Raw genomic sequence first — 21,585 nt, 5'->3', positions numbered from 1 at the left:
GCTACGCACCGGTTCCCTGCGCTCCTCGGCCCGTCGAGGGACGGCGCGGGAACTCGCTGCGCTCAGACACCCGCGCCTCTTCGCCCTCGCCGGACCTGCGGTGCTCGGCTCGCTACAAGGCGGACTCAACGTCCAATGCAACAGCTGCACCCAGTAGATCCACGCCACGCGTGGAAGCGCTTGTTTTTGCCCTACCCCGTAATCCCTTCGCGGCTGGCACGCGCGCGATGTCTCCAAGGTCGGGCGGGTGGGGCTTGCGGGGGTGTCCGCCGCATGGATGCGGCGGCCAAGCCTACACGGACGTACTTGCGGCCCCCCCACCCCCCCCCCCCCCCCCGACCCACCCCATAATTCGCTTTATGCGGCCAACCGCAACGCCTTTGCAGACCCCCGGACACCCCGCATGCCGCCCCTGCTGAAGATCCGCACCGAGCGTGGGCAGATGTCGGCCATCGAGCGCCGCATCGCCGACTTCATCCTCGACAACGCCCACCTGCTGCGCGACTACTCGTCCCAGCAGCTGGCCAGCGCGCTCGGCATCAGCCAGTCCAGCGTGGTGAAGTTCAGCCAGAAGCTTGGCTTCAAGGGCTACCCGGACCTGAAGTACTCCATCGGCCAGGACGTGGCCCGCGCCGGTGCCGATCCGCAGCAGGCGCCCGACGAACCCGACAGCGGCGATGACTACCTGCGCCTGGGCGAGGCCCTGCGCCGCAGCAAGGCGCAGGCCGAGGAGGAAACACGCCAGGCCAATCCACGCGGGGAGATCGAGCGCATCGTGCAGCTGCTCGACGGCGCACCAAAGCTGTTCGTCTACGGCCTGGGTGACGACGGCCTGTATGCCCGCGAGTTCGCCATGCGGCTGTCGCTGCTCGGACTGCTGGTGGTGCCGCATACCGATCCGATCCTGATGCTGGCCAACCTCTCGGCCGCACGCCCCGGCGATGCGCTGCTGATGTTCTCCGAGTTCGGCAACCTGCCCCAGCTTTCACAGTTGTCGCGGCAGTTCCAGGACATGGGTGGCAAGGTGATTTCCATCACCCGCCACACCGCCAACCCGCTGCGCGCGCATGCGGATGCGGCACTGGCGGTCTGCGCCCACGACCGCACGCCACAGGTCGCGCAGCTGCTGTACCGTAGCGCCATGCACGCCCTGCTCGATTTCCTGTTCGTGCTGCTCTGCCACACCAATCCGGATCGCCAGCAGCAGCTTGCGGTGAACCTGGAGCGGATCGACCACCTGCTGGATTCCTGATCGGAGCACCTGTTGATGAAATCGCTGGTTCGCCTCGCTACCGCTGCACTGCTGCTTGCTACGGCGGTGTCCGTTCACGCGGCGCCGCTGGATGGCGCGCGCCAGCTGATCGTGGTCACCAGCGAAGGCTGGGACAGCACCCAGGGGCAACTGCAGGCCTATGTGCGCGACGGCCAGGGCTGGCACCCGCATGGCCAGGCGTTCCCGGTGGCGCTCGGCCGCACCGGCAGCGCCTGGGGCCTGGGCCTGCATCCGGCACAGGCCGATGGCCCGCAGAAGCAGGAAGGGGATGGCCGCAGCCCGGCCGGCATATTCGCGCTCGGCAGTGCGTTCGGCTATGCCGTCACCCGCCGCGGCACCGCCATGCCCTACCAGCCGATGCTGGACAGCAGCTACTGCATGGACGTGCCCGGTTCGCCGTTCTACAACCGCATCGTTGATGAAAAGAAGGTCGGCAATGCAGCGGTCAAGGGCTCCACCGAGCCGATGCGGCTGGACCTGCACAACAAGGGCGACGTGCGCTACCGGGAAGGCTTCGTCATCGCCCACAACCCGGACAACCAGCCCGGCAAGGGCAGCTGCATCTTCGCCCATCTGTGGCGCCAGCCCGGCGAAGCCACCGCCGGCTGCACGGCCATGCCGCAGGAACGCATGCAGGCACTGCTGGACTGGCTGCGGCCGCAGGACGCGCCGCGTTTCGTGCTCCTGCCGCGCGCGGAGTACAAGCGCCTGCAGGCGCAGTGGCAACTGCCCGCGCTGGCCGGAGACGTCCGTTGAGCACGCAGGACGAACCGCAGCTGCAACGCGCGGTCAGCCGCTGGCAGATCGTCGGCCTGTCGATCAACGATGTGATCGGCAGCGGCATCTACCTGCTGCCGGCCGCCACCGTCGCCCTGCTCGGCCCCTTCAGCCTGTGGGGCGTGGTCGCCGCCGGCATCGTCGTGGCCTTGCTGGTGCTGTGCTATGCGCAGGCCGCCAGCTACTTCGATGAACCCGGCGGCAGCTACCTGTATGCACGCGAGGCGTTCGGGCGCTTCGCCGGTTTCGAGATCGGCTGGATGATCTGGCTGACCCGCATCAGCTCGGCCGCTGCGCTCAGCAACGCGCTGGCCGACGCGGTTGCGCGTTTCTGGCCGTGGGCCGATGCCGGCCTGGGCCGCATCGCGGTGATCGTGGTATCGCTGGGCTTCCTCACCGGCATCAACATCATCGGCGTGCGCTCGGCCGCGCGTACCGGCGTGGTGCTGGTGATCGGCAAGATGCTGCCGCTGCTGCTGTTCGTGGCCATCGGTGCGTTCTACATCGACCCACAGCTGGCCTTCTCCGGCCAACGCCCGGACCCGCATGACCTGCAGCGCATGGGCGAAGCCGCCTTGCTGCTGCTTTACGCCTACGCGGGCTTCGAGAACATCCCGGCCGCCGCCGGCGAGTACCGCAATCCGCGCCGCGATATTCCGTTCGCCCTGATCACCATGATCATCACCGTCACCGTCATCTACGGCGCGGTGCAGGTGGTGGCGCAGGGAACGCTGGCCGGCCTGTCCAGTTCGGCCACCCCGCTGGCCGATGCCGCCGCCGGTTTCGGTGGCGAAGCACTGGCGCTGGTCCTGACCGTCGGTGCCACCATCTCCATCCTCGGCACCAACAGCAACACGATGATGATGGGCCCACGCTTCCTGTTCGCACTGGCCCGCGATGGCTACGGCCCGAAGATCCTGGCGCAGGTGCATCCACGCTTCCACACCCCGGCCGCGTCGATCCTGTGCCAGGGCCTGATCGCGCTCGGCCTGGCCCTGTCCGGTTCGTTCGTGCAGCTGGCCCTGCTGTCGATGACCACGCGCCTGTTCGCCTACATCGGCACCGCCGCGGCGGTACTGGTCCTGGCCAAGCGCTACGCCGACCGCCCGGGCGCGTTGAAGCTGCCCGGCGGGCCGTTGATTCCGGTGCTGGCGCTGCTGCTGTGCCTGGCGCTGTTCGCCAGTGCCAGCTGGCAGAACATCGCTGCTGCGCTGGTGGCGTTCGCCATCGGCGCGGTGATCTACACGCTGCCGCGAAAAGATACCGATGCCGGATGACCGATAGCGCCGGGCCATGCCCGGCGGATTGATCTGGTGATCACGCTGCCGGACCGGGCCGTTAACCGCCACACAGGCACGATCGGGCTTCGTCCACAACGGAGCCTTCCATGACCGAGTACCAGATCCCCGGCCGCGTACCGGACGACAGCACGCCGCGCGATGCGATCAGCAACTACTGGCGCGAACGCTACACGGCCGAGCCGTACTACGACGACCAGCTGTTCTTCGAGGACTATGAGCCGGCCTACCGCATCGGCCACGCCGCGCGTGCAAAGGACATGATCCGCGCCTATGAACAGGTCGAGGCCGAGCTCGAATCACGCTGGGCCAACGAACGCGGCCGCAGCCGCCTGGACTGGGCGCAGGCACGCAATGCGGTGCGTCGTGGCTGGGACGAAGCGCACCTGGCGGACCCGCTGTTGAAGCGATAGCGCCATGCTTCTGTAGAGCCGAGCCTACGCTCGGCTCTCGCACCACGTCTGTAACGTCGAGCCACGCTCGACTGAGCCGAGCATGGCCCGGCTCTACACCGGATCGATCACTCCTGTTCCGGCAGCGGCGGCACGATCGCGCTGCGCTTGCTCTCGCCCCCACCGGCAGCGATCAGGTCGCGGGTGTTCTTCTGCACCGCCACCGCGCCGAACAGCGACAGCGCATACGCCATGCCATAGAAGCCCTTCTCACTCGGCGCCAGCGTGGCATTCCACAGGCCGACCAGCAGCAGCATCAGCGCCGACAGCAGCGCGAACCAGCACAGCGCGTAGTACAGGCCACTCACCGGAATGCCTTCGACGCGGTCGCGCACGCTCTTCTGCAGCGACACCGCCGCGAACAGGCCGAACAGCAGCAGGGTCAGATAGTAGCCCTTCTCGTTGAGCGCCATCGTGGCGTTGAACAGGCCGATCAGGTACGCCGCCGCCCCCAGCAGCAGGGCCACCCAGGAGGCGGCGATGAAGGCGGTGGACGGCTTGTGGGGCATGGCAGTGTTCATTGCAGGTCCTTGGCAGGCAGGCGGGCACGCTTTGCCCGGGCGTGCCCACCCTAGACGATCCCGCCGCGCTCGCACAGGGGGCGCAGGACCTTCGGGCCACGACGCTCACGGCGCCGGTGGTATACAAGGGACAGCCCGGCCATCCGCATCCCCGCACTGGAGATACCCATGACCCGCACGCCCCTGCTGCTCGTCCTCGGCCTCGTGCCGATCCTTGCCACCTCCGCCTGCAATGCCGCCGATCCGGCCGCCAACGGTGCGCAGACCGCCACAGCGGCCTCTGCCGCCACCGACCAGCGCCCGTTCAACGCCACCGAAGTCAGCCGCTTCGACCAGCCTTGGGCGATGACCTTCCTGCCCGACGGCAGCCTGCTGGTCACCGAAAAGCGCGGCAAGCTCCAGCACCTGGACCCGGCCAGCGGCCAGAAGCACGAGATCACCGGCGTTCCGAAGGTCGCCTATGCTGGCCAGGGTGGTTTCGGCGACATCATCCTGCACCCGGATTTCGCCCGGAATCATGTCGTTTACGTCAGCTATGCCGAGGAAGGCACGCTGGATACCCGCGGTGTCGCCGTAGCCCGGGCCACGCTGGCACTGGATGCCAACGGCGGTGGCCAGCTGAAGGACCTGAAGGTGATCTGGCGGCAGAGCCCCAAGGTCAGCGGTGAGGGTCACTACGGGCATCGCCTCGCCTTCGGCCCGGACGGCAAGCTGTGGATCAGCTCCAGCGAGCGCCAGAAGTTCGATCCGGCCCAGGACATGGGCAGCAACCTCGGCAAGATCATCCGCCTCAACGACGATGGCAGCCTGCCCGCCGACAATCCGTTCGCTTCGCAGGGCGGGGTGGCCGCACAGGTGTGGTCGCTGGGCCACCGCAACATCCTCGGCATGGCCTTCGATGCCAACGGCAAGCTGTGGGCGCACGAGATGGGCCCGGCCGGCGGCGACGAACTGAACCTGATCGTGCGTGGCGCCAACTACGGCTACCCGATCGTTTCCAACGGTGACCATTACGACGGCCGGCCGATTCCCGACCACGATACGCGCCCGGAATTCGCCGCGCCGAAGGTGACCTGGACGCCGGTGATCTCGCCGGCCGGCTTCGTGATCTACAGCGGCGCCTTGTTCCCGCAGTGGAAGGGCAGCGGCTTCATCGGTGGCCTGTCGTCCACCTCGCTGGTGCGCGTGGCCTTCGATGGCGACAGCGCGCGCGAAGCCGAGCGCTTCAACATGGGCGAGCGCATCCGCGAAGTGGAACAGGGCCCGGACGGCGCGCTGTGGCTGCTGGAAGACGGCAGCAAGGCGCGCCTGCTGAAGCTCACGCCGAAGGCCTGAGGTAGTGCCGGGCGCTGGCCGGCACCCTGGATCCTTCCGGCATCCTGCGGTTGCCGGCCAGCGGCCGGCACTACCCTTGCCAAACGGCCCCGCACGCGGGGCCGTCTGCATTCATTGGATGGTGATGACCTTCACCTCGGTCTTCGTGCAGGCCTGGTCCAGGCACTGGCCGCTCAACCACACCTGGCCGCTGCCGATCATCACGCCCTGCTGGTTGACGAACACCTTGCCGAAGTCCTGCTCGGACACCGCCTTGACCACCTCTGGCGTGATGATCTTCCCGTAGTTGCGCTGGAACTCTCCGGGGCCGGAGATCTTCTTTCCGCCGCTGATGTTCAAGGGGAATCGCACTTCCTCGACCACCGCAGCGCGATCACCGCCGACCACGGCGGCCTTGAACGCATTGAAGACCTTTTCGAACTGCGCGGCATCGCCGAGCAGCGACTCGATGCGCGCACGCGCATCCTCGGCGGACACCTCGGCTGCCGGTGCGGCAGGTGCAGCGGCGGCTTCGGCAGCCGGCGCCGCAGGCGTCGAAGCAGCACTGGCCTCCATCGGCGGCGGCGCATCCGCTGCAGGCTCGGCCGGCGGCGCCGGCTGCGAACAGGCCGCCAGCAGCAGGGCGGGAATCAGGTAGGCCATCCGGCGCATGCGCGCACTCCATCGAACAGGAGGCCCGATGGTAGCGCCGCCACAGTGAGGACCACAAAAAAGGGGACGGAGGGGATTAAGTCGTTTGTGCCAAAACGACTTAATCCCCTCCGTCCCCTTTTTTCGATCAGGCCTTCAGCAGCTCGAACTGCACCGCTTCGCCGGCGGCCGACGAGGCACAGACCCACAGGTCGAACTGGCCCGGCTCGGCACGCAGCACGCCGTCGCGGCCGGTGAAGGCCAGTTGCTCGCGGGTCAAGGTGAACACCACTTCGGCTGACTCGCCCGGCTGCAGCGCCACCTTGCGGAAGTCCTTCAGTTCACGCACCGGACGCACGCGGCTGGCCACGCGATCGTGGATGTACAGCTGCACCACTTCCTCGCCCGCCACGCGGCCGGTGTTGGTCAGCACGGTGGTGATGGTCAGGGTGTCGTCCCAGCCGAGCTGTGCCGTGCTCAGCTGCGGCACGCCGTAGGCGAAGGTGGTGTAGCCGATGCCATGGCCGAACGGGTACAGCGGTTCATTGGGAATCTCGCGCCAGCGCGCCTTGAACTCCGACATGGTCGGCAGTTCCGGACGGCCGGTGCGCGGGTGGTTGTAGAAGTACGGCTGCTGGCCGGACACCTGCGGGAAGCTGACCGGCAGGCGGCCGGACGGGCTGTAGTCGCCGAACAGTACATCGGCCACGGCATGGCCGGTCTGCGTGCCCAGGTACCAGGTCACCGCCACGGCCTGCGCATTGCGCACTGCGCCCTGCAATGCCAGCGCGCGGCCATTGCGCAGCAGCACCACCAGCGGCTTGCCGGTCATCGCCACGGCCTCGGCCAGCGCCTGCTGTGCCGGCGGCAGAGTGATCTCCACGCGCGACTGTGCTTCGCCGCTGTAGCGCTGCGGTTCGCCCAGCGCCAGCACCACCACGTCGGCACGCAGTGCGGCCGCCACAGCGGCTTCCGTGCCGCCCGGAACCGCGGCTTCCAGTTCGCAGCCCGGCACGATTTCCAGCAGCGCTTCGTCGCCGATGGCGGCACGCACGCCGGTTTCCAGGTCCACGTAACGCTGCTTGTCGCCGAACAGCGTCCAGCAGCCTTCGATGTTCTCGCGGTCCTGCACGAACGGGCCGATCAGCGCGATCTTCTGCCCGGTTTTCTGCAGCGGCAGCACGTTGTCACGGTTGTTCAGCAGCACGATCGAACGCCGCGCGGCATCGCGCGACAGTTCGTCATGCGCGGCAATGTGCGAGGTATCCGCTTCGCGCGCCGGGTCCAGCGAACGGTACGGGTCGTCGAACAGGCCGATGGTCTCCTTCAGCCACAGGATGCGGCGCACGCCCTCATCCAGCACCGCCATCGGCACCTCGCCGCTCTCGACCAGGCCGGGCAGGTGTTCGGCATAGAAGCCGCTCTGCATGCTCAGGTCCAGGCCGGCGGTGAACGCCTTGGCCGTGGCATCGCGGTCATCGGCGGCATAGCCGTGCGCGACCAGTTCCATGTCGGCGGTATAGTCGGAGATCACCACGCCCGGGAACTTCCATTCGCCGCGCAGGATGTCGGTCAGCAGTTCGGCATTGGCACTGGCCGGCACGCCATTGATGTCATTGAACGAGGACATCACGGTGATCGCGCCGGCCTCGAAGGCGGCCTTGAACGGCGGCAGGTGCACGTCGCGCAGGGTCTGCGGCGAGATGTCCACCATGTTGTATTCCATGCCGGCCATCACCGCGCCGTAGGCGGCGAAGTGCTTGGGCGTGGCCAGCAGCGAATCGGCCGCACGCAGGTCGCTGCCCTGGAAGCCACGCACGCGGGCGGCGGCGAACGCACAGCCCAGCACCACATCCTCGCCGGCACCTTCGGCGCCACGGCCCCAGCGCTGGTCGCGGGCGATGTCCACGGCCGGCGCATAGGTCCAGTGCAGGCCCGCGGCGGTGGCTTCGATCGCAGTGGCGCGCGCGGTGCGCTCGGCCAGGTCCGGCTCGAAGCTGGCGGCCTCGCCCAGCGGAATCGGGAACACGGTGCGCATGCCGTGGATGACGTCGGCCGCCAGGATCACCGGGATACCCAGGCGGCTCTCCTCGGTGGCGACCTGCTGGATGCGGCGGCCCAGTTCGGCGCCCACACCATTGAACAGCGAGCCGACCTTGCCCTCGCGCACCTGCTGCAGCACCTGGTCGGCATTGCGCACGTTGGCTTCCGGGTTCACGTCCGGGGCGAACGGGCGGACCATGTCCGCGAAGACACCCAGCTGGCCGACCTTTTCCTCGACGGTCATCTGGGCAATGAGGGATTCGATGCGATCGGAGGCCACCGGCAGTCCTTGATGAAAACGTTTACAAGCCCGGCATTCTAGCGATCCCGAGCCGTTTGGCGAGAGGTTTCTTCATTCAGTTTCAGCCACCAGCGGGGTCCGTATGGCCCCGCCGGGGGCACCGCAGCTTACTCCGAGCCGGCCAACTGGCGCTGCCCGGCCATCAACATGGCGTCACTGGAGGCCTGGAATACCCGCAGGCCGAAGGCCGGCAGGATCGCCAGCAGGTGGTCGAAGATGTCCGACTGCACCGCCTCATACTCGGCCCAGGCAGTGCTGCGGGTGAAGCAGTAGAGCTCCAGCGGCAGGCCCTCGGTGGTCGGCTGCAGCTGCCGTACCAGCAGGGTCATGTCGGTATGGATGCCCGGGTGGCTGCGCAGGTAGCGCTCCACATAGGCCCGGAACGTACCCAGGTTGGTCACGCGGCGGCTGTTGACCTCGGCCACGCCCTGCTCGCGCAGGCGCCCGTTCCACTGCCCCAGTTCCTGTTCCTTGTCGCGCAGGTAGTCGCGCAGCAGCGCGAACTCGCCGAGGAAGGCCAGGTCACCCTCGTCCAGGAAGCCGACGCTGTGCTGGTCCAGGTACAGCGCGCGCTTGATCCGGCGGCCACCGGCCTCCTGCATGCCGCGCCAGTTCTTGAACGACTCGGTCACCAGCTTCTTGGTCGGGATGGTGGTGATAGTCTTGTCGAAGTTCTGCACGGTGATGGTGTGCAGCGCGATGTCGATGACGTCGCCGTCGGCGTTCTGGCTGGGCATCTCGATCCAGTCGCCGATGCGCACGCGGCCATCGCCACTGATCTGCACGCTGGCCACCAGCGACAGGATGGTGTCCTGGAAGATCAGCATCAGCACCGCCGTGGCCGCGCCCAGGCCGGTGACCAGATAGCGCAGGTCGACGCCCGCCAGGGTAGCGACGATCGACAGGCCGGCGATCACGAAGAGGACGATCTTGGCGACCTGCAGGTAGCCCTTGATCGGCTTGTTGCGTGCCTCGGGGCGGCGCTCGTACAGATCGTTGGCCGCATCCAGCGCATGCGAGATGGCCAGCACCACGGTCAGGATCGCCCACGCCTGGCAGGCGCCGATGATGAAGCTGACCAGGCCCGGCGGCAGGTCCGGCACGATGCGGATGCCCGAGGCGATCACCTGGCTGGGCACCACGTTCGACAGGCGCGAGATCACCCGCATCAGGTGGCTGCCGCGGCCGGTATCAGCGCCCGGCAGGCGGCTCAGCAGCCGCCGCAGCCCGCGCAGCAGGATGCGCTTGGTCACCCAGTTGGCCAGGCCAGCGGCGATCAGCAGCGCCGAGATCATCAACGCCAGGTAGGCGCCGGGATAGGGTTCCAGTGTGTTCTGCAGCCGTTCCAGCCACTGTACCGCCACCACCGCGTCCACCATCAGTTGTCTCCTGTCTGTTTCGTTGTTGCCAAGGTTGCCGGCCAGCGGCCGGCACTACCGGGGTTGTCGGCCAACGGCCGGCACGACCGGGTCAGTCCCGCGTGCGTTCGATGATCACGCCCACCGCGCGCGCGCCGCGCACTGCGCCCGGCTTGCTCAGCTTCAGGCGCAGCCACTTCACGTCGAATTCGTCCAGCACGATCTGCGCGCAGCGCTCGGCCAGGGTCTCGACCAGGCCGAACTCCGACTCGCGCACGAACTGTTCCAGGCGCTTGCTCACCGCCTTGTAGTTCAGGGTGTGGGCGATGTCATCGGTGGCTGCAGGGCGACGGTTGTCGAAACCCATTTCCAGGTCGAACACCAGGTCCTGGCGGATCCGTCGTTCCCAATCGTAGATACCGATCAGTGCGTCGATCGTCAGCCCTTCGATGAAAACCTTGTCCATTGCGCTTACCGGCACGAATACAGGCGGCCATGGTAACGGCACGGCGGTGAGCCTGCCCGGAACGGGCGGTGGGCCACCGGCGTGGGGCGGCCCGGAAAAAACAAAGGGCCCTGCTAGCGGGGCCCTTTGGTACTACCGTTTGTCCCCGGGGGGAGCTGAAATCCAGCCGCGAGTCCCGGTGGCGCAGGCACGCAGATTAGGCAAGGACCAGATCGCCGGTCAAGGCCAAATCCGACAGGACAGGTCAGGTATTCGTCCGAGGCAAAACGCAGAAAATCAGCCGCGCGGACAAGGACGTTCCCTGATGGTCGCCGCCGCCCACTCTCGCGAACATCGATCCCTCCTTCACCACCGCACATGACGATGGCTCCATACGATGTACTGCGGCGCGCGTTGTCAGCGGAGCGTCTGTCTACTTACGAGAGAATCGCATCGAGCTGCAGCCCCGACGTCACAGCCTAATCCCTGTACCTGTGGAACATGCAGATGTGCAGTGCACTGATGATGCCGGTCCATCTGTGCGAAGTGGTCACCCGCAACGCCGCTGCAGCTGTGCTCGCCAGGCAGCATGGCCCGCGTTGGCCCTGGAATGGTGCCTTCCGACGGAGGCTGCCAACCTCATCCAGTACTTCTCCGCGCACCGTACTGGAACAACTTGCCAGCCGCGTAACCGATACACCTGGGATCGTCGCCAACCTGCCGATGGTGTTCTGGCAGCAGCTCTTTACCTGTCGCTTCGACTCCACGCTTTGGATACCCGCACTCAGCAGGGTTCTGCAGCATGCTCCCTCTGCTCATCCCAGTGCCGTAAGGAAAGCCATCCATGCGGATATCGGACGCATCCGCCACCTGCGCAACCGCATCGCCCACCACGAGCCGGTCCTGGAACGTGACCTCGGCGCCGACCTGGCCGCGATCGGGCGGCTGATCCATGCCCGCTGCCCACACACGCTGGGCTGGCTGCAGCGCCATGAGCGGGCGACAACCGTGCTGGCGGCGTCGCCGTTGGCAGTGCATCGGTAATGCGTCCGCCGGGCATGGCCCGGCGCCACCGGCTCAGACCGCCGGCAGGGTCGCCATGTCCCAGCGCGGGGTCACATCCACCTTCGGCGGGCTGTGCTGGCCGGCCTGCAGGCGCAGCGCGCCGGCGAAGGCGATCATCGCCCCGTTGTCGGTGCACAGTGCCGGCCGCGGGAAGCAGGCACGGCCGCCGAGGCGCTCGGCCATCTGCTGCAGGCGGGCGCGCAGGCGCGTGTTGGCGCCGACGCCGCCGGCCACCACGATCACGTTGGTCCCGGCCGCTTCCAGTGCGCGCTCGCACTTGATCGACAGGGTCTCGACCACCGCGTCCTCAAAGCCCCGGGCGATGTCGGCGCGGGTCTGCTCGCTCTGGTCACTGTCGCGCCAGGCCATCAGGACCTGGGTCTTCAGGCCGGAGAAGCTGAAATCCAGCCCAGGGCGGTCGGTCATCGGCCGCGCGAAGCGGTACGCGCCCGGCGTGCCCTGCTCGGCCAGCCTGGCCAGCTGCGGGCCGCCCGGGTACGGCAGGCCCATCAGCTTGGCGGTCTTGTCGAAGGCCTCGCCGGCCGCGTCGTCCAGGGTCTCGCCCAGCAGGCGGTACTGGCCGATCGCATCCACCGCCACCAGCTGGGTGTGGCCACCGGACACCAGCAGGGCCACGAACGGCGCTTCCGGCGGGTCGTCTTCCATCAGCGGGGCCAGCAGGTGGCCTTCCATATGGTGTACGCCCACGGCCGGCACCTCCAGCGCCCAGGCCAGCGAACGCGCCACGCCAGCGCCCACCAGCAGCGCGCCGACCAGGCCGGGACCGGCGGTGTAGGCCACGCCATCGATATCGCCCACGCCCAGGCCGGCGTCGGCCAGGGTCTGGCGTACCAGTGGCAGCAGCTTGCGGACATGGTCGCGGCTGGCCAGCTCGGGCACCACACCACCGTATTCGGCGTGCAGGGCGATCTGGCTGTAGACCGCATGGGCGCGCAGGGCCGCGCTGCCGGCCAGGTCGGTGTCATACACCGCCACGCCGGTCTCATCACAGGAGGATTCGATGCCAAGGACTCGCATGCCTGCTATTATGACGCCCCTGCCGCCCCCTCGGGGGACGTGCAGATCTCACTGCTTTCGAACCCCCGGCCCGTATTCAGGGTTGGCCGCTTGCAGTTTGTCGTTTCGCCGCTATAATGTGCGGCTCGCCGGGCGTGACCCGGTTCTACTGTGTCCCGGAGATTCCATGCCCAGCGTCAAAGTCCGCGAGAACGAGCCCTTCGAGTTTGCTCTTCGCCGCTTCAAGCGCACTTGCGAAAAGGCCGGTGTGCTGGCCGAAACCCGCAAGCGCGAGTTCTACGAAAAGCCGACCCAGGAGCGCAAGCGCAAGGCCGCCGCTGCTGTGAAGCGTCAGCTGCGCCGCTCGTCGCGCGACGTCACCAAGCGTCAGCGCCTGTACTGATCGGACGCATCTTCATTGCGGCGGGCCTGCCTGTCGCGATGGAGCCGAAGCCGGCACGCGCGAGCGTCGCCGGCTTTTTGCGTTTCCGGGTTCGGGCAGCCGCCCCGCCCCACCTACCACCACGAGGTTCCTCATGAGCATGAAGCAGCAGCTCACCGAAGACATGAAGGCCGCCATGAAGGCGGGCGAGAAGCACAAGCTGGGCGTGATCCGCCTGATCAACGCTGCCATCAAGCAGCGCGAAGTCGACGAGCGCATCGAGCTGGACGACACCGCCGTGATCGCCGTGCTCGACAAGATGGTCAAGCAGCGCAAGGACTCGGTCAGCCAGTACGAAGCCGCCAACCGCGAAGACCTGGCCGAGATCGAGCGCGCCGAGATCGTGGTCATCGAAGCCTACCTGCCGGCCAAGATGGGCGAGGCCGAGATCGTGGCCGCCATCCAGGCCGCCATCGCCGAGACCGGTGCCGCCGGCCCGGCCGACATGGGCAAGCTGATGGGCGCGCTGAAGCCCAAGCTCGCCGGCCAGGCCGACATGGGCCTGGTCTCCAAGCTGGTCAAGCAGCTGCTGGCGTAATCCAGCACCTGGGGTCGGATCCCTTCCGCAGCGCGGAAGGGCTCTGACCCCATTGATGCACCCGCTTCACCGCACCTTCGTCGGTCGCCTGCTACAACCGCACACATGGTTGAACCCGAGCCCAACGTTCCCGTGTCCCTGCACAAGTACCTCAAGCGCCTGCAGGACAGCTTTCCGATGGCGGTGGCCAAGCGCTTCATCGACGTCGACGTGCTGACCCAGGCAGCTTCCGTCTCCTTCTACGCCCTGCTGTCGATGGCACCGTTGCTGGTGCTGCTGCTGTGGCTGACCGCCTCGCTGTACCCACCGGCCCAGCAGGCGCTGATCGACCAGATCAGCTCGGTGGCCGGCAGCAGCGCGGCTACCGTGGCCGAAACCGTTCTGAAGAACGCCGACAACCAGCCGGATGTCGGCTCGCTGGCGGGTGTGTGGAGCACGCTGCTGCTGTTCGTCGGCGCCACCGCCGTGTTCGCCCAGCTGCAGAACGCACTGAACCTGATCTTCCGCACCAGCGGCGAGCGCCTGGAAGGCCTCAAGGCCTGGCTGCGCAAGCGCGTGTTCTCGTTCGGCGTGGTGCTGGCCCTGGGCTTCCTGCTGATCCTGTCGATGACGGCCACCACGGTACTGCAGGTGGCCTTCGCCCAGCTGCCCTCGATCCTGCCCGCGCTGGGGTACGTCACGAGCCTGCTGCTTTACGCAGTCGGCTTCGCCTTCATGTACCACTACCTGCCCGACCGCCGCGTGGCCTGGCGGCAGGCCTTCATCGGCGGCGTCATCACCTCGGCACTGTTCGCACTGGGCCGCTACGGCATCGGCGTCTACATCGCCACCGTGGCCCCCGGCAGTGCCTACGGCTCGATGGGCGCGCTGGTGATCTCGCTGGTCTGGATCTACTACGCCACCGTCGTGTTCTTCGTTGGCGCACTGATGACGGCGGTGATCGATGAGCGCCTGCGCGCGCGTCATCACCTGGCCGCAGCCGGCATTGATCCGGCAACCGCCAGCCAGGTGCCCGACAGGGGGTAAACTAGGCCGACCGCCCCCGGTTCCGTCGCGTGGTCCTGCACCGCGCCCTGCCCTGTTGCCCATGGCCCGTATCCCCGACGCTTTCATCGACGACCTGCTCGCCCGCACCGACATCGTCGAGGTGGTGGGCAGCCGCGTACCGTTGAAGCGCCAGGGCAAGGAGTACGCCGCGCGCTGCCCGTTCCATGACGAGCGCTCGGCGTCGTTCACGGTCTCGCCCACCAAGCAGTTCTATCACTGCTTCGGCTGTGGCGCGCACGGCACCGCGATCAGCTTCCTGATGAACTACGACCGCCTCGAGTTCCTCGACGCGGTGGATGAACTGGCCAAGCGCGCCGGCATGGAAGTGCCGCGCAACGAGAATCCGCGCAGCCCGCAGCAGCAGGACGACAGCCGCGAGCTGTACTCTGCGCTGGACGCGGCGACCAAGTTCTTCCAGAAGAACCTGGAGGGCAGCGAGAAGGCCCGCAGCTACCTGGATGGGCGTGGCGTGGACGAAGAGAACCGCGCACGCTTCCAGATCGGTTACGCACCGGATGGCTACAGCGGCCTGCGCGACGCGCTGGGCAAGGACGAGCGGCGCATGAAGCTGCTCGACCGCGCCGGCCTGTTCTCCAAGAACGACCGCGGCCACGTCTACGACAAGTTCCGCGACCGGGTGATGTTCCCGATCTTCGACCGCCGTGGCCGGGTGATCGCCTTCGGCGGCCGCGTGTTCGAGAAGGACGACGGCCCCAAGTACCTCAACTCGCCCGAGACCGCGCTGTTCCACAAGGGCCGCGAACTGTACGGCCTGTGGCAGGTGCGCCAGGCCAACCAGAAGATCGAGCGGCTGATCGTGGTCGAGGGCTACATGGACGTGGTCTCGCTGTTCCAGTTCGGCGTCACCCAGGCGGTGGCAACGCTGGGTACCGCGACCACGCCGGACCATGCCGAGCTGCTGTTCCGCAACGCACCGGACGTGTTCTTCTGCTTCGACGGCGACGCCGCCGGCCGCCGCGCCGGCTGGAAGGCGCTGGAATCGGTGCTGCCGCGCATGAAGGATGGCCGCCAGGCGTTCTTCCTGTTCCTGCCCGATGGCGAGGACCCGGACACCATCGTGCGCAAGGAAGGCGCCGAGGCCTTCAACGAACGCCTGAAGCAGGCCACGCCGCTGTCGCAGTTCTTCTTCGACGAACTGACCCGCGAGATCAACCTGGGCACGCTGGACGGCAAGGCGCGCCTGGCAGAACGGGCAAAGCCGATGCTGGCGCAGATTCCCGACGGTGCCTTTGGCGACCTGATGAAGCAGCAGCTGGCGCAGCTGACCGGCCTGGGCGGTACTGCCCAGGCCACGCGCGCGCCGATGCCGCAACGCCAGCCGCAGCGGACGATCCAGCCCGTGGCCAAGCGCAGCCTGGTGCGCGGCGCGATCGCCGTACTGCTGCAGCAGCCGTCGCTGGCGCTGACGCTGGGCGGCAAGCACCACTTCCAGGGCCTGCGCCTGCCCGGCGTGGAACTGCTGCTGGAGCTGCTGGGGCTGGTCGAACAGCGCCCGGACATCAGTACCGGCGCCCTGCTGGAACACTTCGACGGGCGCGAGGAACAGGCCTCGCTGCATACCCTGGCCGCACAGACGCTGCCCGGCACCGAGGCCAGCTGGACCCAGGAACTGCACGACGCAGTGGCACAGCTGGAGAAACAGCTGCTGGTGCAACGTCTGGAGGAGTTGTTGGCAAAACAGCGCCAGCAGGGCCTGGACGATACTGACAAGTACGAACTGCGCGAGCTGCTGAAGGCGCGCGCCGGACTGCGCCTGTAGCGGCAGAACGTTTTCACGGAGAAGACCATGCTGCTGCGCCTGACCTGCCTGCTGTTGTTGTCGCTCTGCCTGCCACTGACGGCCCTGGCCGAAGACGCGCCCCTCAACGAAGTCCGCCCCGGCCTGTATGCCGGCGGCCAGCCCAGCGCCGCACAGCTGCAGGCCTTGGCTGCACAGGGCGTGCGCACCGTGATCGACCTGCGCCAGCCCGGCGAGGACCGGGGCTTCGATGAAACCCGCCTCGCCGAATCATTGGGCCTGCGCTACGTGCGCATTCCGGTGGCCGGCGCCGATGGCCTGGATACGGCCAACGTGCGCGCCGTGCACCTGGCCCTGCAGCAGAGCCAGGGGCCGGCGCTGCTGCACTGTGCGTCCGGCAACCGCGCCGGCGCCGTGCTCGGCCTGGTCAATGCACGGTACGAACATGCCAGCCCCGAACAGGCCCTTCAGCTGGGCCAGCGTGCTGGCCTGAAGTCGCTGGAAGCCGCCACCCGCCAACGCCTGGCCACGCCGGTCACCTCGCCCTGAACCCTCCGCACCAAGGACCCTGCCCACCATGACCCGCTGGTGGTCGCGCCTGCGACCGGACAACTTCACCCTCGCCCTGCTGTGCACCGTCGGCCTGGCCTCGCTGCTGCCGATGAAGGGCGCCGCCGCCATCGTCCTCGACGATGTCACCACCGTCGCCATCGCCGCGCTGTTCTTCCTGCATGGCGCGCGCCTGCCGCGCGAGTCGATCATCGGCGGCATGCTGCACTGGCGGCTGCACCTGACCATCCTGGCATGCACCTTCATCCTGTTCCCGCTGCTGGGGCTGATGTTCAAGCCACTGTCGGGCTGGCTGCTGACCCCGGAGCTGTACCTCGGCGTGCTGTTCCTGTGCACCCTGCCCTCCACCGTGCAGTCGTCCATCGCGTTCACTTCGATGGCGCATGGCAACGTGCCGGCAGCGGTGTGCAGCGCCTCGCTGTCGAGCATCCTCGGCGTGTTCCTGACCCCGCTGCTGCTGACCGCGCTGGCCGGCACCTCGGGCGGCATCCATGATCCGCTGCATGCGATCGGCGGCATCATGCTGCAGCTGCTGGTGCCGTTCGTGGCCGGCCACCTGCTGCGGCCGTGGATTGCCGGCTGGGTGGAACGCCAGCGCGCGCTGCTGCGCTACACCGACCAGGCCACCATCCTGCTGGTGGTGTACTCGGCGTTCGGCGAAGCCGTCACCGAAGGCCTGTGGAGCAAGACCCCGCTGCTGTCGCTGCTGGCTGTGGCGGTGGTGGCCGCCGTGCTGCTGGGCATCGCCATGCCGCTGATCACCTTCATCGCCCGTCGCCTGCGCTTCAACCGCGAGGACGAGATCGCCATCGTGTTCTGCGGCTCGAAGAAGAGCCTGGCCACCGGCGTGCCGATCGCCAAGGTGCTGTTCGCCGGCGGCAGCCTGGGCGCCATCGTGCTGCCGGTGATGATCTACCACCAGATCCAGCTGATCGTCTGCGGTGTGATCGCGCAGCGGTATGCGCGGCGCAAGCCCTGACCCGGAAATCCATCCACGCATGGCGTGGATCTACAGCAGATCCACGCCATGCGTGGATTCACGGCTCCACCAGCGTGCCCACGCTCAGCTGCGGCATCCACACCCACAGGTCGTACTCGCGGCCGGCGTGGGTGTTGACCTCCGGCGCACGCGCGGGCCGTTCGAGCAGCGCCAGCGCCTTGCAGCGGTCCATGCATCCCCAGAAGTGGCCGCGCAACGCTTCCAGCCGCACGCTGTAGATATCCAGGTCGCGCAGTACCGATGCCATCGGCTGGGTCTGCATTTCCGGCGGAGCATCGGCGGGGCGCTGCAGCATGGCGTGGACATTGCCGGTCAGCACAACCATCCGTGCGCCATCGGGCAGGCGCTGGTACAGGCGCCGTAGTTCGGCGGCCATGCGGTCATCGCGGGCCTGGCTGCCGCCGTCACTGTGATTGACGTCGTAGCCAACCACCTCGATCGCGCGGCCCTGCGCCTTCAGCGCGCGCAGGCCTTCGATCATCGCCAGCATGTCGCGGCTGCGGCGACCATCGTGCTGGTCGTCGCGTACGGTCCAGAACGCGCGGCCGTGCAGGTGCTGGCGCGCCGCGGCCCCGCCATCGGATTCCAGATAGTCGCGCAGCACAGGATTCTCGGCACGTGGCAGTTCCAGCGCCAGCAGGACCGGCGCGCCATTGCGGCTGTAGTCGTCCACCAGCTGCCGCACCAGCAGTGGCGTCTCGCGTGTGCCGTGGAATTCGCCCAGCACCAGCATGCGATGGCCAGCGGCGTATTGGCGGATCTGCGCGGTAGTGTCGTCGGCATGCGCGGTCACGGCCATGCCCAGCGCCAGCATCAGCGCGGTGGTCCAACGGAAGAACGAATGCATCCCTGCTGCTTCCTTTCTCTGGGGTCAGGAACAGCAATGGCGACGCCGAGACGGCGGTTCAAGGTGATCCACGTCATGCGAGGATGTCCGCGCGATCAGGTGGGGTCAGAGCCCCTTCGGGGATCCGACCCCGAGGTCACAGCCAGGGCAGGATCCAGTGGTCCACCAGCAGGAAGGCAAACAGCGCCATCAGGTAGACGATGGAGTAATAGAACATCTTCATCGAGAACAGCTCATCCGGCGGGTCGAGCATGCGCCAGGCGTACCAGAGGAACACGGCGTTGAGCACGATCGCGCCGCCCAGGTAGAACGCACCACTCATGCCCACCAGGTATGGCAACAGGCAGACCAGCGCCAGCACCACCGAATACACCATGATCTGCTTGCGGGTATGCACCACGCCGTGGGTCACCGGCAGCATCGGGATCTCCGCCTTGGCGTAATCCTCGCGGCGGAAGATCGCCAGCGCCCAGAAGTGCGGCGGGGTCCAGATGAAGATGATCAGCACCAGCAGCGACGAGTACGCCCAGTCCGACGAACCCTGCATGCCGGTCACTGCGGCCCAGCCCAGCATCGGCGGCATCGCGCCGGCCAGGCCACCGATGACGATGTTCTGCGAGGTCGCACGCTTGAGGTACACGGTGTAGATCACCGCGTAGCCGATCAGCGAGGCGAAGGTCAGCACCGCGGTGATCAGGTTCACCCACAGCACCAGAATGGTCATCGACAGCACGATCAGCACGCCGGCGAACACCAGCACCTGCCACGGCTTGACCTTGCCCACCACCAGCGGGCGCCACGAGGTGCGCGCCATCTGCGCATCGATGTGCGCGTCCAGCAGCTGGTTGATGGCGGCCGCGGCCGAGGCCGCCAGCCAGATGCCGAGGAAGCCGAGCAGGCCGGCGCGCACCTGCTCCCAGCTGGGCACGCCCGGGATGGCCAGGACCATGCCGACCAGGGCGGTGAAGACGATCAGGGCGACGACCTTGGGCTTGGTCAGGTCCCAGTACTGGCGGTAATTGGAAAACATGGAATCAGTCCGGGGCACGCAGGCGGGCCAGCAGGCTGACCAGTACGAACAACAGGGCAACGGCCACGCCGTTGTGGGCCACGGCCACTTCCAGCGGCAGCGCCAGCTTCACGTTGAGGATGCCGAGCGTGACCTGCAGCACCAGCAGCGCGATCAGCGCGCTGGCCCAGCCACGCATGCTCGGCAACCGGAACAGGCGCACGCCAAGCCACAGCAGGTAGACGGCCACCACCACCGCGAACAGGCGGTGCGCCATCTGGATGGCGATGCGCGAAGCGCCATCCAGCACACCGCCTTCGTAATCCACACCGATGCCGCGCCACAGGGTGAAGCCTTCGACGAAGTTGTGCTGCGGCCACCACTGGTTGGCGCAGCGCGGGAAGTTGTCCAGCGAGGCGCTGCCACCGCCGCAGGCGAGTGCGGCGTAGTTGGCGCTGACCCAACCACCCAGCGCGATCTGGGTAACCAGCACTGCCACGCCGATGCGCATCAGCCACTTCAGCTTCGGCGCTTCGGCCAGGGTGATCGGCATGTGCGTCGCGCGCCAGGCCATCCACACCAGCAGGCCGAACATCAGCATGCCACCCAGCAGATGGCCCATCACCACGATGGGTTTGAGCAGCAGGGTCACCGTCCACATGCCCAGCAGGGCCTGGAAGATCACCACCGCCAAGGTCAGCAGCGCCGCACGTGCGAGATCGATGTTGCTCCAGCGCAGCGCGGCGATCAGCAGGATCGCCTCGCCGGTCAGAGCCAGGGCACTGGCGGTGCCGTGCCAGCCCATCATGTACAGCGGTATGCCGGCGGCCACCAGCACGCAGGCGGTCACCACCGCCGTGCTTCCGAATCGTCGCTTGCGCGTGGCCAGCAGCGCCAGGGTCAGGATCTCGATGCCCAGCGCGCCGGCCAGGAAGCGATGCACCTGTTCTCGCCAGGCCTTGTGGGTCTCCAGCGGGCGGATCTCCGCCGCCGGGTGGCCGATGGTCTCTTCCACGTGCTGCGGCCAGGTGGCCTGGCCATAGCAGGTCGGCCAGTCCGGGCAGCTCAGGCCGGCATCGGACAGGCGCACGAAGGCGCCGAACATGATCGTGCTCGCGGTCATGATCATGGCGAACCACGCCAGGCGGTGGAAATTGCGGTGCAGCGCCGGACGCGCGGAAAGGCTCATCAAACGGGACTCACTTCAGTTTCAGCAACGTGGCCATGTCCTTGCGCAGGCCACCGAGGTCGGAACCCGGGGCATGGCGCATGATCACGAAGCCGTTCGGATCGATCACGTAGACCGGCAGTCCCGCCGGATCATCGACGCCCGGCAACGCCGCGCGCAGGGCTGGCGACGGAGCCAGCGGCCGCAGCGCGGGCAGCGAGGCGATCGACGCCGGTGGCGTACCCAGCCACAGGATCTCGACATTATCGGCGTTATGGCCGAACAGCTGCCACACCTTGCCCAGTCCCTGCGACAAAGTGACGCACTGCGCGTCGCAGGCACCGGCCGGGGCCACCAGCAGGCGCCAGGTACGGGCCTCGGGGTTCCAGGGGTAGGACTGGCCGCTGGCCAGGGTCGGCGCCTGCTGGCGCAGGTCCACCGGCGGCTTCAGCAGCTGGCCGGCATTGCGGTGCCCGGTCGGCTGCCAGCCGGAGAAGCGCAGCACGGCGGCCAGTGCCATCGCCCCGAAGAACACGGCAAACAGCAGCACCAGGGTCCGGCGGCCGGAACCGCGCGCCTGCGGGGACGTAGCAGTGTTCATGCGGGGCATTTTCTCATGGTTGGGTAGGGGATGCCGGTAGTGCCGGCCGCTGGCCGGCATCCAGGATTGCGGGGGTTGCCGGCCAGCGG

General features: G+C 67.5%; 21 protein-coding genes and 2 pseudogenes. 13 read left to right on the top strand and 10 right to left on the bottom strand.

The genetic code is table 11. From position 1 onward, the window contains the following. The first annotated feature begins 403 nt into the window (after positions 1-403). The 4 genes from VG566_RS19030 (at position 404) to VG566_RS19015 (ending at position 3,761) form a co-directional block, all read left to right on the top strand. Entirely contained in the window at positions 404-1,252 is an 849-nt protein-coding gene (locus VG566_RS19030; RefSeq protein ID WP_241884906.1) for a MurR/RpiR family transcriptional regulator, read from the top strand. A 15-nt stretch (positions 1,253-1,267) separates the two neighbouring features. Beyond that, on the top strand, positions 1,268-2,029 hold the full coding sequence (locus VG566_RS19025) for a L,D-transpeptidase family protein (RefSeq protein ID WP_049441421.1): 762 nt from the start codon (positions 1,268-1,270) through the stop codon (positions 2,027-2,029). After that, complete coding sequence (locus tag VG566_RS19020; RefSeq protein ID WP_049408363.1) at positions 2,026-3,327, top strand: APC family permease; 1,302 nt, start codon at positions 2,026-2,028, stop codon at positions 3,325-3,327. The genes VG566_RS19025 and VG566_RS19020 overlap by 4 nt, the downstream gene beginning before the upstream one ends. 110 nt (positions 3,328-3,437) lie before the next feature. Further along, positions 3,438-3,761, top strand: a complete 324-nt coding sequence (locus VG566_RS19015) for a hypothetical protein (RefSeq protein ID WP_241884907.1) — start codon at positions 3,438-3,440, stop codon at positions 3,759-3,761. Positions 3,762-3,868: 107 nt separating this feature from the next. Here the strand turns inward: VG566_RS19015 and yiaA are convergent, their stop codons facing one another. Then, positions 3,869-4,321, bottom strand: coding sequence for an inner membrane protein YiaA (gene yiaA / locus VG566_RS19010; protein WP_014645710.1), 453 nt, complete (start codon positions 4,319-4,321; stop codon positions 3,869-3,871). Between the two features lie 168 nt (positions 4,322-4,489). On the opposite strand from yiaA, the gene VG566_RS19005 reads away from it, so the two are divergent. Then, on the top strand, positions 4,490-5,656 hold the full coding sequence (locus VG566_RS19005; RefSeq protein ID WP_241884908.1) for a PQQ-dependent sugar dehydrogenase: 1,167 nt from the start codon (positions 4,490-4,492) through the stop codon (positions 5,654-5,656). Positions 5,657-5,767: 111 nt separating this feature from the next. On the opposite strand, the gene VG566_RS19000 is transcribed toward VG566_RS19005, so the two are convergent. From VG566_RS19000 to folB, 4 genes are all read right to left on the bottom strand, one after another. Then, positions 5,768-6,307: a hypothetical protein gene (locus VG566_RS19000; RefSeq protein WP_241884909.1), complete on the bottom strand. Its 540-nt coding sequence runs from the start codon at positions 6,305-6,307 to the stop codon at positions 5,768-5,770. 127 nt (positions 6,308-6,434) lie between these two features. After that, positions 6,435-8,609, bottom strand: coding sequence for a glycoside hydrolase family 3 N-terminal domain-containing protein (locus tag VG566_RS18995; RefSeq protein ID WP_169411575.1), 2,175 nt, complete (start codon positions 8,607-8,609; stop codon positions 6,435-6,437). A gap of 128 nt (positions 8,610-8,737) precedes the next feature. Then, positions 8,738-10,009: a mechanosensitive ion channel family protein gene (locus tag VG566_RS18990; RefSeq protein WP_046428231.1), complete on the bottom strand. Its 1,272-nt coding sequence runs from the start codon at positions 10,007-10,009 to the stop codon at positions 8,738-8,740. Between the two features lie 91 nt (positions 10,010-10,100). Further along, positions 10,101-10,454 (bottom strand): dihydroneopterin aldolase, encoded by a 354-nt coding sequence (folB, locus tag VG566_RS18985; RefSeq protein ID WP_005407807.1) that lies wholly within the window; start codon positions 10,452-10,454, stop codon positions 10,101-10,103. Positions 10,455-10,811: 357 nt separating this feature from the next. Between folB and VG566_RS18980 the strand changes: the two are divergent. Continuing rightward, positions 10,812-11,477 (top strand): annotated as a pseudogene (locus tag VG566_RS18980) (hypothetical protein). Between the two features lie 33 nt (positions 11,478-11,510). Here the strand turns inward: VG566_RS18980 and tsaD are convergent. Then, entirely contained in the window at positions 11,511-12,536 is a 1,026-nt protein-coding gene (gene tsaD / locus VG566_RS18975; RefSeq protein ID WP_032957776.1) for a tRNA (adenosine(37)-N6)-threonylcarbamoyltransferase complex transferase subunit TsaD, read from the bottom strand. 166 nt (positions 12,537-12,702) lie between these two features. Between tsaD and rpsU the strand changes: the two genes are divergently transcribed. The 6 genes from rpsU (at position 12,703) to VG566_RS18945 (ending at position 17,850) form a co-directional block, all read left to right on the top strand. Further along, on the top strand, positions 12,703-12,918 hold the full coding sequence (gene rpsU / locus VG566_RS18970) for a 30S ribosomal protein S21 (RefSeq protein ID WP_002808376.1): 216 nt from the start codon (positions 12,703-12,705) through the stop codon (positions 12,916-12,918). Between the two features lie 133 nt (positions 12,919-13,051). After that, complete coding sequence (locus VG566_RS18965) at positions 13,052-13,495, top strand: GatB/YqeY domain-containing protein (protein WP_014645703.1); 444 nt, start codon at positions 13,052-13,054, stop codon at positions 13,493-13,495. A gap of 105 nt (positions 13,496-13,600) precedes the next feature. After that, complete coding sequence (locus VG566_RS18960) at positions 13,601-14,521, top strand: YihY/virulence factor BrkB family protein (protein WP_032957774.1); 921 nt, start codon at positions 13,601-13,603, stop codon at positions 14,519-14,521. Between the two features lie 61 nt (positions 14,522-14,582). Further along, entirely contained in the window at positions 14,583-16,322 is a 1,740-nt protein-coding gene (gene dnaG / locus VG566_RS18955; RefSeq protein ID WP_032957772.1) for a DNA primase, read from the top strand. 27 nt (positions 16,323-16,349) lie between these two features. Further along, entirely contained in the window at positions 16,350-16,850 is a 501-nt protein-coding gene (locus VG566_RS18950) for a fused DSP-PTPase phosphatase/NAD kinase-like protein (protein WP_241884910.1), read from the top strand. 28 nt (positions 16,851-16,878) lie between these two features. Further along, complete coding sequence (locus VG566_RS18945; RefSeq protein WP_049408380.1) at positions 16,879-17,850, top strand: bile acid:sodium symporter family protein; 972 nt, start codon at positions 16,879-16,881, stop codon at positions 17,848-17,850. Between the two features lie 58 nt (positions 17,851-17,908). Here the strand turns inward: VG566_RS18945 and VG566_RS18940 are convergent, their stop codons facing one another. Then, complete coding sequence (locus tag VG566_RS18940; protein ID WP_401735332.1) at positions 17,909-18,604, bottom strand: calcium-binding protein; 696 nt, start codon at positions 18,602-18,604, stop codon at positions 17,909-17,911. Here VG566_RS18940 and VG566_RS18935 point away from each other — a divergent pair. Then, positions 18,524-18,868: pseudogene (locus VG566_RS18935) on the top strand (hypothetical protein); the annotation flags it as partial. The gene VG566_RS18940 and the pseudogene VG566_RS18935 sit on opposite strands and share 81 nt — an antisense overlap. Here VG566_RS18935 and cyoE read toward each other — a convergent pair. Genes cyoE through VG566_RS18920 form a run of 3 tightly spaced genes read right to left on the bottom strand, consistent with a single transcriptional unit; the run spans position 18,855 to position 21,496 of the window. Further along, positions 18,855-19,748 (bottom strand): heme o synthase, encoded by an 894-nt coding sequence (gene cyoE / locus VG566_RS18930; protein ID WP_164167394.1) that lies wholly within the window; start codon positions 19,746-19,748, stop codon positions 18,855-18,857. The pseudogene VG566_RS18935 and the gene cyoE sit on opposite strands and share 14 nt — an antisense overlap. A gap of 4 nt (positions 19,749-19,752) precedes the next feature. Then, complete coding sequence (locus VG566_RS18925) at positions 19,753-20,916, bottom strand: COX15/CtaA family protein (RefSeq protein ID WP_041863006.1); 1,164 nt, start codon at positions 20,914-20,916, stop codon at positions 19,753-19,755. A gap of 10 nt (positions 20,917-20,926) precedes the next feature. Further along, on the bottom strand, positions 20,927-21,496 hold the full coding sequence (locus VG566_RS18920) for a hypothetical protein (protein ID WP_046428212.1): 570 nt from the start codon (positions 21,494-21,496) through the stop codon (positions 20,927-20,929). Between the last annotated feature and the right edge of the window lie 89 nt (positions 21,497-21,585).

This window comes from Stenotrophomonas sp. CASM114 (assembly GCF_049384325.1).
Classification (GTDB): Bacteria; Pseudomonadota; Gammaproteobacteria; order Xanthomonadales; family Xanthomonadaceae; genus Stenotrophomonas; species Stenotrophomonas muris.
The sequence above is the reverse complement of the archived record's forward strand: the minus strand, read 5'-3'. Positions and strand labels throughout refer to the sequence as shown.

What these genes read in the sequence shown, in the direction of transcription:
- VG566_RS19030 (WP_241884906.1), top strand. Translation starts at nt 404, where the DNA reads ATGCCGCCCCTGCTGAAGATCCGCACCGAGCGTGGGCAGATGTCGGCC.
- VG566_RS19015 (WP_241884907.1), top strand. Translation starts at nt 3,438, where the DNA reads ATGACCGAGTACCAGATCCCCGGCCGCGTACCGGACGACAGCACGCCG.
- VG566_RS19000 (WP_241884909.1), bottom strand. Translation starts at nt 6,307, where the DNA reads ATGCGCCGGATGGCCTACCTGATTCCCGCCCTGCTGCTGGCGGCCTGT.
- yiaA (WP_014645710.1), bottom strand. Translation starts at nt 4,321, where the DNA reads ATGAACACTGCCATGCCCCACAAGCCGTCCACCGCCTTCATCGCCGCC.
- VG566_RS18990 (WP_046428231.1), bottom strand. Translation starts at nt 10,009, where the DNA reads ATGGTGGACGCGGTGGTGGCGGTACAGTGGCTGGAACGGCTGCAGAAC.
- VG566_RS18950 (WP_241884910.1), top strand. Translation starts at nt 16,350, where the DNA reads ATGCTGCTGCGCCTGACCTGCCTGCTGTTGTTGTCGCTCTGCCTGCCA.
- folB (WP_005407807.1), bottom strand. Translation starts at nt 10,454, where the DNA reads ATGGACAAGGTTTTCATCGAAGGGCTGACGATCGACGCACTGATCGGT.
- VG566_RS18925 (WP_041863006.1), bottom strand. Translation starts at nt 20,916, where the DNA reads ATGAGCCTTTCCGCGCGTCCGGCGCTGCACCGCAATTTCCACCGCCTG.
- dnaG (WP_032957772.1), top strand. Translation starts at nt 14,583, where the DNA reads ATGGCCCGTATCCCCGACGCTTTCATCGACGACCTGCTCGCCCGCACC.
- tsaD (WP_032957776.1), bottom strand. Translation starts at nt 12,536, where the DNA reads ATGCGAGTCCTTGGCATCGAATCCTCCTGTGATGAGACCGGCGTGGCG.
- rpsU (WP_002808376.1), top strand. Translation starts at nt 12,703, where the DNA reads ATGCCCAGCGTCAAAGTCCGCGAGAACGAGCCCTTCGAGTTTGCTCTT.
- VG566_RS18920 (WP_046428212.1), bottom strand. Translation starts at nt 21,496, where the DNA reads ATGAACACTGCTACGTCCCCGCAGGCGCGCGGTTCCGGCCGCCGGACC.
- VG566_RS19005 (WP_241884908.1), top strand. Translation starts at nt 4,490, where the DNA reads ATGACCCGCACGCCCCTGCTGCTCGTCCTCGGCCTCGTGCCGATCCTT.
- VG566_RS18940 (WP_401735332.1), bottom strand. Translation starts at nt 18,604, where the DNA reads ATGCTGGTGCTGGGCGAATTCCACGGCACACGCGAGACGCCACTGCTG.
- VG566_RS19025 (WP_049441421.1), top strand. Translation starts at nt 1,268, where the DNA reads ATGAAATCGCTGGTTCGCCTCGCTACCGCTGCACTGCTGCTTGCTACG.
- VG566_RS18965 (WP_014645703.1), top strand. Translation starts at nt 13,052, where the DNA reads ATGAGCATGAAGCAGCAGCTCACCGAAGACATGAAGGCCGCCATGAAG.
- cyoE (WP_164167394.1), bottom strand. Translation starts at nt 19,748, where the DNA reads ATGTTTTCCAATTACCGCCAGTACTGGGACCTGACCAAGCCCAAGGTC.
- VG566_RS18945 (WP_049408380.1), top strand. Translation starts at nt 16,879, where the DNA reads ATGACCCGCTGGTGGTCGCGCCTGCGACCGGACAACTTCACCCTCGCC.
- VG566_RS18960 (WP_032957774.1), top strand. Translation starts at nt 13,601, where the DNA reads ATGGTTGAACCCGAGCCCAACGTTCCCGTGTCCCTGCACAAGTACCTC.